The organism is Pseudomonas sp. W3I7 (assembly GCF_030816095.1).
GTDB lineage: Bacteria > Pseudomonadota > Gammaproteobacteria > Pseudomonadales > Pseudomonadaceae > Aquipseudomonas > Aquipseudomonas salomonii.
In genome coordinates, this window is the sequence record NZ_JAUSXP010000001.1 from 447,199 (window position 1) to 460,319 (window position 13,121).

14 protein-coding genes and 1 pseudogene are annotated in these 13,121 nt (G+C 61.0%); 8 read left to right on the top strand and 7 right to left on the bottom strand.

The features are described 5' to 3' along the window. Positions 1-143 precede the first annotated feature (143 nt). Both QF043_RS02195 and QF043_RS02200 read right to left on the bottom strand, forming a co-directional pair. Entirely contained in the window at positions 144-1,232 is a 1,089-nt protein-coding gene (locus tag QF043_RS02195; protein ID WP_307417361.1) for an endonuclease/exonuclease/phosphatase family protein, read from the bottom strand. A 41-nt stretch (positions 1,233-1,273) separates the two neighbouring features. Beyond that, positions 1,274-1,933 (bottom strand): YciC family protein, encoded by a 660-nt coding sequence (locus QF043_RS02200; RefSeq protein WP_069786530.1) that lies wholly within the window; start codon positions 1,931-1,933, stop codon positions 1,274-1,276. 180 nt (positions 1,934-2,113) lie between these two features. Between QF043_RS02200 and QF043_RS02205 the strand changes: the two genes are divergently transcribed. The 3 genes from QF043_RS02205 (at position 2,114) to QF043_RS02215 (ending at position 4,133) form a co-directional block, all read left to right on the top strand. Then, positions 2,114-2,884, top strand: coding sequence for a DUF2076 domain-containing protein (locus tag QF043_RS02205; protein WP_307417362.1), 771 nt, complete (start codon positions 2,114-2,116; stop codon positions 2,882-2,884). A gap of 118 nt (positions 2,885-3,002) precedes the next feature. After that, positions 3,003-3,479, top strand: coding sequence for an NYN domain-containing protein (locus tag QF043_RS02210; protein WP_017139349.1), 477 nt, complete (start codon positions 3,003-3,005; stop codon positions 3,477-3,479). 42 nt (positions 3,480-3,521) lie between these two features. Next, positions 3,522-4,133, top strand: coding sequence for a PolC-type DNA polymerase III (locus tag QF043_RS02215; protein ID WP_307417363.1), 612 nt, complete (start codon positions 3,522-3,524; stop codon positions 4,131-4,133). A 122-nt stretch (positions 4,134-4,255) separates the two neighbouring features. On the opposite strand, the gene QF043_RS02220 is transcribed toward QF043_RS02215, so the two are convergent. The 3 genes from QF043_RS02220 to QF043_RS02230 all read right to left on the bottom strand — a co-directional run bounded on the left by QF043_RS02220 (position 4,256) and on the right by QF043_RS02230 (position 5,971). Continuing rightward, positions 4,256-4,564: a DUF3077 domain-containing protein gene (locus QF043_RS02220; RefSeq protein WP_285678621.1), complete on the bottom strand. Its 309-nt coding sequence runs from the start codon at positions 4,562-4,564 to the stop codon at positions 4,256-4,258. A 263-nt stretch (positions 4,565-4,827) separates the two neighbouring features. After that, positions 4,828-5,526 (bottom strand): cyclase family protein, encoded by a 699-nt coding sequence (locus tag QF043_RS02225; RefSeq protein ID WP_307417364.1) that lies wholly within the window; start codon positions 5,524-5,526, stop codon positions 4,828-4,830. Then, a complete protein-coding gene (locus QF043_RS02230) occupies positions 5,516-5,971 on the bottom strand; it encodes an Lrp/AsnC family transcriptional regulator (RefSeq protein ID WP_305455915.1) in 456 nt (151 codons plus the stop codon). Before QF043_RS02230 ends, QF043_RS02225 begins: the two co-directional genes overlap by 11 nt. 160 nt (positions 5,972-6,131) lie before the next feature. Between QF043_RS02230 and yedA the strand changes: the two genes are divergently transcribed. Both yedA and QF043_RS02240 read left to right on the top strand, forming a co-directional pair. Beyond that, positions 6,132-7,028: a drug/metabolite exporter YedA gene (yedA, locus tag QF043_RS02235; RefSeq protein WP_307417365.1), complete on the top strand. Its 897-nt coding sequence runs from the start codon at positions 6,132-6,134 to the stop codon at positions 7,026-7,028. Positions 7,029-7,091: 63 nt separating this feature from the next. Next, the gene (locus QF043_RS02240) at positions 7,092-8,429 is read left to right on the top strand and encodes a DEAD/DEAH box helicase (protein WP_307417366.1); all 1,338 of its coding nucleotides are present in this window, start codon (positions 7,092-7,094) and stop codon (positions 8,427-8,429) included. 100 nt (positions 8,430-8,529) lie between these two features. On the opposite strand, the gene QF043_RS02245 is transcribed toward QF043_RS02240, so the two are convergent. Beyond that, on the bottom strand, positions 8,530-9,756 hold the full coding sequence (locus QF043_RS02245) for a TIGR03862 family flavoprotein (RefSeq protein ID WP_307417367.1): 1,227 nt from the start codon (positions 9,754-9,756) through the stop codon (positions 8,530-8,532). A 171-nt stretch (positions 9,757-9,927) separates the two neighbouring features. Continuing rightward, a complete protein-coding gene (locus QF043_RS02250; RefSeq protein WP_058421550.1) occupies positions 9,928-10,848 on the bottom strand; it encodes a histone deacetylase in 921 nt (306 codons plus the stop codon). Between the two features lie 76 nt (positions 10,849-10,924). Between QF043_RS02250 and QF043_RS02255 the strand changes: the two genes are divergently transcribed. The 3 genes and pseudogenes from QF043_RS02255 to QF043_RS02265 all read left to right on the top strand — a co-directional run bounded on the left by QF043_RS02255 (position 10,925) and on the right by QF043_RS02265 (position 12,987). Then, a complete protein-coding gene (locus tag QF043_RS02255; RefSeq protein ID WP_099487120.1) occupies positions 10,925-11,494 on the top strand; it encodes a GNAT family N-acetyltransferase in 570 nt (189 codons plus the stop codon). Positions 11,495-11,532: 38 nt separating this feature from the next. After that, positions 11,533-12,403: pseudogene (gene tesB / locus QF043_RS02260) on the top strand (acyl-CoA thioesterase II). Further along, positions 12,400-12,987 (top strand): HAD family hydrolase, encoded by a 588-nt coding sequence (locus tag QF043_RS02265; RefSeq protein ID WP_307417368.1) that lies wholly within the window; start codon positions 12,400-12,402, stop codon positions 12,985-12,987. The pseudogene tesB and the gene QF043_RS02265 overlap by 4 nt, the downstream one beginning before the upstream one ends. The last annotated feature ends 134 nt before the right edge of the window (positions 12,988-13,121 follow it).

Below are 13,121 nucleotides of genomic sequence, written 5' to 3' on the forward strand. Positions count from 1 at the left end.
TCCAATGTGGGAGCTGGCTTTTGTGGGAGCTGGCTTGCCTGCGATAGCATCGCCTCGGTGAAACGGACAGACCGAGTCGTCTGTATCGCAGGCAAGCCAGCTCCCACAAAAGCCAGCTCCCACATGGGGTGTTGTGGTGCGGGCTATTGCGCAGCCGGCAGCAGGAACCGGGCGATCACCGGCAGGTGGTTGGAGATGCGCAGTGTGTCGTCTTGGCGCACCTTGGCCTCCACCCGTTTGATCCTTGGGCTGTAGAACAAATAATCCAAGGTCCGATCCGGCCCATCCACACTCGGGTCATTGGGGAAGTGTGTCAGCCACTTCGCCCGGTCAATCCCACTGGATTCACTGTTACTCGGGATCATCGGGTACTTATCCCATAACAAATGCAATTCGCTGTCCGGCGAATATTGCCCACGCTTGCCGGCATCCAGGCGCAGGAATTGCCCCAGCGGCAGCAAGTTGAAATCCCCGCCAATCAGCCAAGGCGTGCCACGGCCTTCGAACTTATCCAACAGTTTTACCGTGGCTTTGGCCTGCTCCTGCACGGCGGAACGCCCAGGCTTATCGCCATCCAGCCGCGTATTAAGCACGGCCAGTTGGCCGCCATCGCTCAACGGCAGGTAGGTCAGCAACAACGCAGGTTTCGGCTGGAACTGGCGGCTGATGAAGTTGGCCGGCGACACCGGTAGTTGCAGGCGTTCGGCGTGTTCGATCTGGTAGCGGCTCAGCGTGACGAGCTTGCGGCCGACGCTGCCGAAGATATGCAGGTTGGGCACAAAGTCGGCTTTCCAGTCGAAGGCCTGGGCGCTGCATGGGTAAAGGTCGACCAGGCGTTCCTGGAGCAACGCCACCTGGTCCTGATAGTGAGAGGACTTGGCGCCTTCATCGAGTTCCTGCAACAGCAGGATGTCGGGCTGTTCGTCGCGAATCACCCGCGCCACTTCGTCCAGGCTGAAGGCCATGTCTTCCACCGTGGGGCGATCGTCCGGGCCGTTGCCGTCGGGGCTGTCGTACCAGAACACATAGTTCTTGCCGGCCAGGTATTGCACGTTCCAGGTCATGACCTTGAGCGCCTGCCCCGGCAGCAAGGTCGGCGCACGTGGCGCTACGCAGCTGACGGGCAGGGTCTGCTTGTCGACGGGGCGCCAAGTCAGGCTGTAGATAAGGGCCGCGAGCAGGCCCGCGATGATCAACAGGCTCAGCAGGGTGATGCGCAATAAACGGGTCATTGGCTCGGCTTATAGCGTTATCAGAAGTGGCACGGAGCATATCACCGTGCGTCGGCATCGCCACCGATCAGCATAAACAAACGGAAAAGTACCACGCTGGTAAACAGTTGCAGGAAGCTGTGGGCACTGTCGATCAGCAAACCCAGCAGCGGCGCGGGGTTGGGGTACACCGCCACGCTCGCGCCTTTGAGCAGCCACAACGGCGTCATTACGCACAGCAGGCACACCAGGATTCGCCAGAAATGCCCACGGGTCAGGCGCAAACTTTCCTTCATCGCCTCCAGCGCTGACATGCCGCGCAACACCAGCAGGTACTCGGCAAACGCCAGCACCACCATCAGCCACAGGCCCGGCAGGAAGTACAGCGACAGCCCCAGCAAAATCAGCAAGGTGCTGACCGCCGTCAGCAGGGCGAAACGCGGCCACATGGCCAGGGCCATGGCCCACACATCTTTAGTGCTGGGCGACTCACCACGGGTGCGCGCATCCAGAAACAGGATCAAGGCGCCGGTGTACAGCGGGTACACCAACAACCCGACGACCACGCTGTAACCGGGGAACGCATCCGGGCCCAGTGTGTGGTCGAGCACCTGTTGCAGCAGGGCTTCGAGGATCACCAACGGCAGGCACAGCTGGACGATGGCGCCCAGGTTGCGTTGGGTGAAACGGAGGGAGTCGCGCAATACGTCTAACGGATTCATCAGGTTCATCACAGCCCTAAAAGCAAGGCCAACACTTTAACCGATCATGACGAGAGGTAAGCAAACGTAAACCTTACGTAAAGACCATTGAAACGTCTGGTAACACCCCCATAACTACGCTGTAGCTCACCTGATTACAGGCGGGCCCATGATTTCTACCGGCAATCTAACGAGGTCGCCATGAACAGCGAAGAGCAAACCCTGATCGATGGACTGTTTTCACGGTTGCAACAAGCCGAAACGGACTCAGCCCCCCGCGACGCCCTGGCCGAAGCGCGGATCAAGGAGCATATGACTCGCCAACCGGCCGCCGGGTACTACATGACCCAGTCGATCCTGGTGCAAGAACACGCGATCAAGAGCCTCGACGCGCAGAACAAGCAACAGGCGCAGCAGATCCAGCAATTGCAGGACGAACTGCAACAGGCCCGCTCCCAGGCCGCGCAACCGGCGCCGAGCAGTGGTGGCTTCCTGTCGAGCATCTTTGGTGGCAGCAGTTCCCGCGACTCGCAACCGCCACAAAGTGCTCCGCCTTCTTCCGGCGGCGGCTGGCGTGAGCCGGCGCGGCCTTCGTTTGGCCAGCCTGCACCGCAACAGAACTACGCTGCGCCACAGCAGAATTATCAACAGCCGCAGCAAGCCCCCGCCGCGCCCATCGGCAGTGGTTTCCTGGGTGGCGCGCTGAAAACCGCCGCCGGTGTGGCCGGTGGTGTGATGCTGGCCGAAGGCATCAGCAGCCTGTTCAGCCACAACTCGCAGCAGCCGCAGGTGGTGGAAGAAATCATCCGCGAAGAGCCGGCACCGGCCAGCGACAACGGCAACTGGGGCAATGACGACCAGAAGTTTGCCGGCAATGACAGCTGGGGCAATGACAACTCATCCGACAGCTTCGCAGACAGCGACTATTCCGACGATTCCTCCTCCTTTGGCGACGACGACTCCTTCGTCTGACCCACCTTCAACCGGGGCGCTTCGTCGCCCCGGGCTGATTTTTCGCTGAAACTTTCCCATGGCTGGCATACTGGCAACCTTTCCGGGCCGTGGCGCCTGGCTGTCATGAGGAAGTGCGGTGAAAAAAATTGCAGTGTTCGCCGATGTGCAAAACCTCTACTACACCGTGCGCCAGGCGTATGGCTGCCACTTCAACTATGCGGCGCTGTGGGCTGATATCAGTTCACGCGGGCAGATCGTCGAGGCGTACGCCTATGCCATCGACCGTGGTGACAGCAAGCAGCAGCAATTCCAACAGATCCTGCGCAACCTGGGCTTTACGGTAAAACTCAAACCCTACATCCAGCGCGCCGACGGCTCGGCCAAAGGCGACTGGGACGTGGGCATCACCCTGGACATCATGGACGCCGCCGACCACGTCGACGAAGTGGTGCTGGCCTCCGGCGATGGTGATTTCGACATGCTGCTCGAACGCATCATCCAAAAGCACGGCGTTGAAGCCGTGGCCTACGGCGTGCCGGGGCTGACGGCCAACTCGCTGATTCGCGCCGCCAGCCGCTACGTGCCCATCGAAGGCGCGCTGCTGCTCAAATAAGCGCTCAGGCTCAATAAATAGTTAGACGGAGTTGGAACAGGTTTGGAACGTATAGCGGTCATCGACTTTGAAACCACCGGCATCACCCCGAGCAGCCACTGCCGGGCCACGGAAATCGCGGTGGTTATCCTCGAGCGCGGCCAAATCGTGGACCGCTACCAAAGCCTGATGAATGCCGGCGTGCGCGTGCCAGGGTTTATCGAACAACTCACCGGCATCAGCAACGCCATGCTGCGCAGCGCGCCACCGGCTGAGCGGGTGATGAATGAAGTGAATGAATTTGTCGGCACCACGCCACTGTTGGCGCACAACGCCGCGTTCGACCAGAGGTTCTGGGACTTTGAACTGGGCCTGATCCGCCGCACCCGCCTGCAAAAATTCGCCTGCTCGCTGCTACTGGCCCGCCGCCTGATGCCGACTGCGCCCAATCACAAGCTCGGCACGCTGAACGCGCTCGCCCAACTGCCCCACACCGGCAAGGCTCACCGGGCGATGGCGGATGCGGAGATGGCCGCCAACCTCACCACGCACCTGGCCCAGCAACTGCGCGGCACCCACGGCTTGCGCGAACTGTCCCACGACCTGCTGTGTGCCTTGCAGAAAGTGCCCGCGGCGAAGATTAACGAACACCTGAAAAAGCACCGCGGGTTCTAACTCAAGCGCAGATCAAAATGTGGGAGCTGGCTTGCCTGCGATAGCGGTATATCAGCCAGGTATTCAGTGACTGACCCACCGCTATCGCAGGCAAGCCAGCTCCCACAGGGGTTATGCGGTGCTCATCGAGGCTGCACACACTCCAACGCCCGATCCACCACACCTTTGGCCATCCCCACCAAATGCATCACCGCCCGCTGCTGGGTGCTCAGCGTCTCACCCGACACATTCACCGTCTCCACCGCGCAATGCAGCAAGTCGGCCGCATGGGCGAGGGCGTCTTCGAAGCTCAGGTTGTCATTCAGTACAAAATTGGGCGCGTCCGGGGCGGATGCCTTGAGGTAGTAGTCGATGGCTCGGCGGTTGAGGAGGGCGTCTTCGCTGAGGAAGTCCGTCGGGGTAGTAGTTGAGGCAGAGGTTGCTTTGACCATGTTGATTCTCCGGCACTTGTAACTCACTCCTCCGTCAATTTCGGCTTGCACTTCCGGTCATCGAAGGGCCGATGACATGGGGAAGACTAGCGGCCGAATTCAGCCGGAACAAGGCATGAAATGGCGCTCGGAAATGTCCTTCAAAAGAATCGGAAGCGGTGATGCAACTAACGCCATCGCAGCGCTGCGACGATTCGACAAGCCAGCTCCCACAGGTGAAATGCATTCAAAATGTGGGAGCTGGCTTGCCTGCGATGGCATTGTCAGGGAATAAACGCCATCACCGAAACCGGCGATCCCGAGCCGCCTTCCAGTCCCAGTACTCCAATCACAAGGGTCGCGCCCTTGGCCGGCAGCCGCTCCAGATGGGTCAGGCACTCCAATACGATGCCATTGCCGGCCAGTACGGCATGGTTGGTGGCAAAGGCAGTGCTTTGCCCCGGATCAACCCCGTGGGTATCAATGCCCACGCCGGCGATCTGTCGGTGTTCCAGCAGCCAGCGTATCGCCGGCTCGCCAATGCCCGGGAAGTGCAGGCCTTGGGCATCTTCGCCAAAAAAGCCGATGGGGTCGTTCCAGAGGTGCTGCCAGCCGGTGTACATCAGCACGACCGAGCCCGGCTCGATGCGCCCGTGTTGGTGTTCCCAGGCTTGAAGGTCATGCAGGCCGATCTGGTAATCGCGGTTACCTTGGGTTTGCGCGCGCACGTCAATCACCACGGCAGGCCGAACCAGGTCTTGGGGTTGATAGCCGTCAATCCCGATGCCATCGGCATAGAAGCTGTTCGGTGCATTCATGTGGGTGGCGCTGTGTTCGCCCATACTGAAGCGGCGCAGGAAATAGCCGTCTTTTTCCAGGCACGCGACGTCTTCAAATACCACCGGCGGATCCCCCGGCCATAACGGCATGCGCGCAGTGATCGGGTGGCTGAGGCTGACGATTTTGCTGTGCTTACCCAGCATTTTTTACCTCCAAATGGCCCAACGGTACCCGCCGTTCTATCGCGCTGGACAAAATAATCGAAGTCTTGCTGAACCCGAATTTCGCCACCCGGTTAATCAAATTCTCCAATTCCGGCATCGACCCCACCGCCGCCTGCATGATCACGCACGGGTCGCCCGTGACCCGGTGGCATTCAGTCAGCTCGGGAATTTCAGCCAGCGCGTCGTACACCTTCTGGCTGCCGTTATTGGTCAAGCGCAGTTCGATGGTGCATTGGATGGGCAAGCCGATTTTGGACAGGTCCACCTTGGCCTGATACCCGGTAATCACACCACTGGCCTCCAGCTTGGCCACGCGTTCAGCCACGGCGGGCGCGGAGAGGTTAACCGTGCGGGCCAATTGCGCGTAAGACGCGCGGCCGTCTTCGAGCAGGGCGCTGAGGAGCATGCGGTCGTATTTGTCCATGATAAGGCTCCAGTAACGCGTGGCTTTCGAAAGCATGGTTTATAGCCTTCATAACCATGCTTTGAAAAGTGTATGGGCGCTTTAAACAGGTTTTGTAACTTATGTTTAGCCTGCTGCCTTTTTAGAATAAGCCTTCCATCTCCTGCCATAGAGCCGCCCAATGCCTGGCCCACGTCGCTTTCCATTACCGTTGATCGCCGCTTTTTTTGCGCTGTATGTGATTTGGGGTTCCACCTACCTGGTGATTCGAATCGGCGTTGAATACTGGCCGCCGCTGATGCTCGGCGGGATTCGATTCCTGGTGGCGGGTTTGCTGATGTATGGCTTTTTGCGCTGGCGCGGGGCACCTGCGCCGACGTGGGTGCAGTGGAAGGCTGCGGGCAAGATCGGCATTTTGCTGCTCACCTTTGGCAATGGCGCGGTGTCGGTGGCTGAGCACACGGGGGTGACGTCGGGTGTTGCGGCATTGGCGGTGGCGACAGTGCCATTATTCACGTTGTTGTTCGGCTATTTCTGGGGCGCGCGAAATACTCGCCTGGAATGGGCCGGGGTAGTGCTGGGGATAATCGGTATTGCCATGCTCAATATGGGTTCCAACCTGCAGTCGAGCCCGACCGGGGCGATGTTGTTGCTGTTCGCCGCTGCCGCCTGGGCTTTTGGTTCGGTGTGGAGCCGGCACTTGCCATTACCTGCCGGCGCGATGGCCAGTGCGGCGGAAATGATCGTCGCCGGTGCCTTGCTGTTGGTGGGCAGTGCGCTCACCGGTGAACGCCTGCAGGCTGTGCCGCCGATTGAAGGCTGGCTGGCTCTGGCGTACTTGGCCGCGTTCGGTTCGATCATCGCCTTCAATGCCTATATGTACCTGCTCAAGCACGTACGCCCGGCGGCGGCGACCAGCTATGCCTATGTGAACCCGGCCGTGGCGGTGTTGTTGGGGATTGTGTTCGTCGGTGAGACCATCGGCATGGAAGAAGCCTTGGCGATGCTGGTGATCATCAGCGCGGTGCTATTGATCAGCCTGCCCCAGTGGCGCAAGCCCAAGCCGGAAATAAGGTAAACTGCGGCGCATTACGGCTTTTTTTACCCGCTTATGGCGCTGAATTTTTCCTACGGTAAACACATGACTTTCGCCACACTTGGCCTGATCGAACCCTTGCTGCGCGCCCTTCAGACGCTTGGCTACCAGACCCCGACGCCGGTGCAGGCGCAAGCCATTCCGGCGGTGTTGGCCGGTCGCGACCTGATGGCCGCGGCCCAGACCGGCACTGGCAAAACCGCAGGTTTCGCCCTGCCGCTCCTGCAATTGCTGACCATGGAAGGGCCGAAAGTCGCCGCCAACTCGGCGCGTGCGCTGATCCTGTGCCCGACCCGCGAACTGGCCGAGCAGGTTCACGCCAGCGTCGCCGAGTACGCGCAACACCTGCCGCTGACCACTTACGCGGTGTACGGCGGCGTGAGCATCAACCCGCAGATGATGAAGCTGCGCAAGGGCGTCGACATTCTGGTCGCCACGCCGGGCCGCCTGATTGACCTGTTCCGCCAGAACGCGCTGAAACTCAACCAGTTGCAAACGCTGGTATTGGATGAAGCCGACCGCATGCTCGACCTGGGCTTCTCCGAAGAGCTGGCGAACATCTACCGCATGCTGCCGAAAAAGCGCCAGACGCTGCTGTTCTCCGCGACCTTCTCCGATGAAATCCGCCAACTGGCCGGGCAGATGCTCAACGACCCGCTGAGCATCGAAGTGAGCCCGCGCAACGTCGCCGCCAGTACCGTGAAGCAGTGGGTGGTGCCGGTGGACAAGAAGCGCAAGCCGGAGCTGTTTGTGCACTTGATGCGCAAAGGTCGCTGGAAGCAGGTGCTGGTGTTCGCCAAGACCCGTAACGGTGTGGATGCGCTGGTGGATAAGTTGCAGGGCCTGGGCATCAATGCCGACGGCATTCACGGCGACAAACCCCAAGCCACCCGCCAACGCGCGCTGGACCGTTTCAAATCCAGCGACGTGCAGATTCTGGTAGCCACCGACGTGGCGGCCCGTGGCCTGGACATTGAAGACTTGCCGCTGGTGGTCAACTTTGACCTGCCGATCGTGGCTGAAGACTACATCCACCGTATCGGCCGTACTGGCCGGGCGGGCAACACCGGTGAGGCGATTTCGCTGGTGTGCGCCGATGAAGTGAACATGCTGTCGGCCATCGAGATGCTCACGCGTCAAACGCTGACCCGCCAGATGGAGCCGGATTTTGAGCCGGAGCACCGCGTGCCGGACACCGATGCCAGTGGGCAGGTGGTGAAGAAGCCGAAAAAGCCGAAGAAGCCTAAAGCGTCGGGCGGCGGTGGTGGCAAGCGCAATTTGGGTAAATGGGTGGACAGTGGCGACGTGGCACCGGCTGAGCCGTCGATCAAGCCGGTGCGTAAAGTGCCGGTGTTTAATACCGGGCCGCGTAAGAAGAAGTAAATCTGTCAGGGCCTCATCGCAGGCAAGCCAGCTCCCACATTTGACGGTGTTCACAGTTCAAAATGTGGGAGCTGGCTTGCCTGCGATAGCGCACTTGAACTCAGCGCTTAAGCCACTCCAACACACCACGCCCAGCCATCTGCCCACTGGCAAAGCACCCCGTCAGCAAGTACCCGCCGGTCGGCGCTTCCCAATCCAGCATCTCCCCTGCGCAGAACACGCCGGGCAATTGCTTGAGCATCAAGCGCTCATCCATCGCCTCAAACGGCACACCGCCCGCGGTGCTGATTGCCTCATCCATTGGCCGTGTCTTTAGCAATGTCAGCGGCAGCGCCTTGATATCCACCGCCAATTGCGCCGGATCATGGAAGTGCTCAGCTGGCGCCAGTTCACGCAGCAACGCCGCTTTGACCCCATCCAAACCCAACTGACTGTGCAAATGCTTGCTCATCGAGCGCGAACCACGCGGCTTGGCCAACGCGGCCTGCACCTTGTCCAGCGGCTTGCTCGGCAACAGGTCGATATGCACGGTAGCTGAGCCATTACGGTTGATTGCTTCGCGAATCGGCGCCGACAGTGCATAGATCAAACTGCCCTCGATGCCCATGGCGGTGACCACGCATTCGCCCAGCCGAGGTTTGTCATTGCCTAGGCCAATGGCGACGTTCTTCAGCGGCGCGCCAGCGAATTTACTGACCATCAACTCGCTCCAGCCCGACACTTCGAAGCCGCAATTGCTCGGTTGCAGCGCGGTGTAGGGCACGCCTTTATCTTCCAGCAACTTGAGCCAGGCACCGTCGGAGCCCAGGCGCGACCAGCTGCCGCCACCCAACGCCAGCAACACCGCATCGCTGTGCACAGTTTTATCGCCATCCGGGCTGTGGATAAGTAAACCGCCGTCTTCCGTCCAGCCCACCCAGCGATGCCGGGTGTGGATAACCACGCCCTGGTCGCGCAGGCGCTTGAGCCAGGCACGCAGCAGTGGGGCGGCTTTCATGTCGGTGGGAAATACGCGGCCGGAGGTGCCGACAAAGGTTTCAATGCCCAGGCCATGAATCCACTCGCACAGCGCCTCTGCGCCGAACGCCCGTAACAGCGAGGCCATGTGCGGCGCGCGTTCGGCGTAACGCGACAGGAACGCCGGGTACGCCTCGGAGTGGGTGATGTTCATGCCGCCCACGCCCGCCAGCAGAAACTTGCGCCCCACCGAAGGCATGCCGTCGTACACGTCCACCCGCACGCCCGCCTGGCTCAAGACTTCAGCGGCCATCAGCCCGGCAGGGCCGCCGCCGATAATAGTGACGTGTTGAGAAGGGGTCTGGGGCATGGGCAGGGCTACGGTCGCTTGAATAGGCCGAACATTCTACCCGACGACGGCGTAGCTGCCTGATCAAAAAACGTACACTTTCCTACACGCCATACGGCTGCTGGCTTTCGGGCCCTTACGCTCAAGTTATCCACAGGCCGTTCCACAGGCATTGTGGGTAACGCTCACAACTCAATGACAACCTGATGACGCCCACACCCGTTGTGCGCTGTGGTGCAAGATGCCGTGGCGGCGCGCCAGGGCTGGGCGGTCTTTGCTGTAGCCGCCGCCGATCACGCCCATCACTGGAATGTCGCGGCCCAGGCAGTGGCGCATCACGCTTTCATCGCGGGCGGCGACGCCTGCGTCTGTCAGCTTGAGGTAACCGAGGGCGTCGTCTTTGTGCACATCCACACCTGCGTCGTACAACACCAGGTCGGGCTGGTACAGCGGCAACAGGTAGTTGAGCGCGTCGTCGACCACCTTGAGGTAGTCGGCATCGCCCATGCCCATGGGCAGCGGGATGTCCCAGTCGCTCTGGGCCTTGCGCGCCGGGAAGTTCTTTTCGCAGTGCAGCGACACGGTGATGGCATCCGGCGTGTCGTGCAGGATGCGCGCGGTGCCGTCGCCCTGGTGTACGTCGCAATCGAAGATCAGCACGCGGTTGACCCGCCCGCTCGCCAGCAGGTAATGGCTGATCACCGCCAGGTCATTGAAGATGCAAAAGCCCGCCGGGTAGTCGTAGTGGGCGTGGTGCGTGCCGCCCGCCAGGTGGCAGGCCAGGCCGTGTTCCAGGGCCTTTTGCGCTGCGAGTATCGAGCCGCCGACTGCACGCACGGTACGCCGGGCCAGGGCTTCGTTCCAGGGCAGGCCGAGGCGGCGTTGGTCTTCGCGGGATAACTCGCCGCTCATGTAGCGCTCGATATACCCAGGTTCATGGGCCAGGGCCAGAATTTCGGCGGGGCAGACCTCGGGTCGCAGCAGGTGGCTGTCCTGGGTCAGGCCGCTGTCCACCAAGTGGTCACGCAACAGGCGGAATTTGTCCATGGGGAACCGGTGGTCCGCCGGGAACTCAGGGCTGTAGTCATCGTGGTAGATCAATGGCAGAGGCATGGGATTTTCTGACGGGAACCTGCGACGGATCTTACCAGCGCTGTACACTCACGCACATGGCAAGGGAGGGGGCCCCATGGAGCCGATACTGGAATTGGAAAGCGCACGGCTGGTGCTGCGCCAATGGCGCGACAGCGACCTGACGGAATTTGCACGCATGTGCGCCGACCCGCAGGTGATGCGTTATTTCCCGGCCAAGCTGAGCCACCTGGAAAGCGCCGCGCTGATCGGCCGGATTCGCGGGCATTTTGCCGAATACGGCTTTGGCTTTTGGGCCTTGCAACGCAAGGACACCGGCGAATTTATCGGCCTGACCGGGCTGCAAAACGTCAACTTCGAGGCCGACTTTACCCCGGCGGTAGAAATTGGCTGGCGCCTGGCTCGCGAGCATTGGGGCCTGGGTTACGCCAGCGAGGCGGCCTGGACCGCGCTGCGCTGTGGTTTTGACCGGCTGCAGCTGGATGAAATCCTTGCCTTCACCACCGAATCCAATCTGCCATCACAAAAAGTCATGCAGGCCATCGGTATGCATTACGATCCGCAGGCAGATTTTGAACACCCCAAGGTCGCAGCCGATGACCCGCTGCGCCATCATGTGCTGTACCGCATCACCCGCGCCCAATGGTTGGACACGCTGCACGGATAAGCAGCCCGGAATGCTCTATTGATTGTAGGAGTTGCTCTATGAGCCAAGTATTGGAAGATCTGGTGGACTTGCTGACCCTGGAGCCGATCGAGGAAAACCTCTTTCGCGGCCGCAGCCAGGACCTGGGTTTTCGCCAACTGTTCGGCGGCCAAGTGCTGGGCCAGTCGCTGTCGGCTGCCAGCCAGACCGTAGAAGAAGCGCGCCACGTGCATTCCCTGCATGGCTATTTCCTGCGCCCTGGCGATGCAGCGCTGCCCGTGGTGTATTCGGTGGACCGCGTGCGCGATGGCGGCAGTTTCAGCACGCGCCGCGTCACGGCGATCCAGAAGGGCAACCCGATTTTCACTTGCACCACCTCGTTCCAGTATGACGAAGAAGGCTTCGAGCACCAGACCACCATGCCCGTGGTGGTCGGCCCGGAAAACCTGCCGTCGGAACTGGAACTGACCAAGCAACGCGCGCACTTGATCCCCGAGCACATGCGCGACAAGCTGCTGTGCCCCAAGCCGATCGAAGTGCGCCCGGTGACCGAAAAAGACCCGTTCAACCCGCAGCCGTCCGACCCGGTCAAGTACGTGTGGTTTCGTGCTGACGGCGCACTGGCCGATTCGCCGGCGCTGCATAAATACCTGCTGGCTTACGCTTCGGACTTCGGCCTGTTGACCACTTCGCTGCTGCCCCACGGCAAGACGGTTTGGCAGAAAGACATGCAGGTCGCCAGCCTTGACCACGCGTTGTGGTTCCACGCCGACCTGCGCGCCGATGACTGGCTGCTCTACGCCATGGACAGCCCGTGGGCCGGTAATTCACGGGGGTTTCTCCCGTGGCAGCGTGTACAACCGCGCCGGGCAACTGGTGGCGTCGGTGACCCAGGAAGGGCTGATTCGCCATCGCAAGGATTGGGCATGAGCCTGTCGGACGTTAAACATTGGGTGTTTGACATGGACGGCACCCTCACGGTGGCCGTGCATGATTTTGCGGCGATTCGCACGGCCCTCGATATTCCACCTGAAGACGACATTCTCACGCACCTGGCGGCATTACCTGCGCCGGTGGCGGCGGCCAAGCATGCCTGGTTGCTTGAGCACGAGCGCGAGCTGGCCGTGGGGTCGGTTGCTGCTGTTGGCGCGGTGGAGCTGGTGCGCGAGCTGGCCGGGCGGGGGTATCGCCTGGGCATCCTGACGCGCAATGCGCAGGAATTGGCGCATATCACCCTTGAAGCAATTGGCCTGGCGGACTGCTTTGCCATCGAGGATGTGCTGGGGCGTGAAGACGCACCGCCCAAGCCGGATCCAGGTGGGTTACTCAAGTTGGCGGCCGCTTGGGAGGTGGTGCCGAGCGAGATGGTGATGGTCGGGGATTACCGCTTTGACCTGGTTTGTGGCCGGGCGGCGGGGACGCGCACGGTGCTGGTGAACTTGCCGGAGAACCCGTGGCCGGAACTGGCGGATTGGCATGCGGCAGATTGTGCGGCGTTGCGCCGAATGCTCTAACTCAGACACCTATGTCGGGCTTAGGTGGGAGCTGAACTTGTGTGGGAGCTGGCTTGCCTGCGATAGCATCACCTCGCTATGCCTGTTAGACCGAGGTGTCTGCATCGCAGGCAAGCCAGCTCCCACACAAGCTG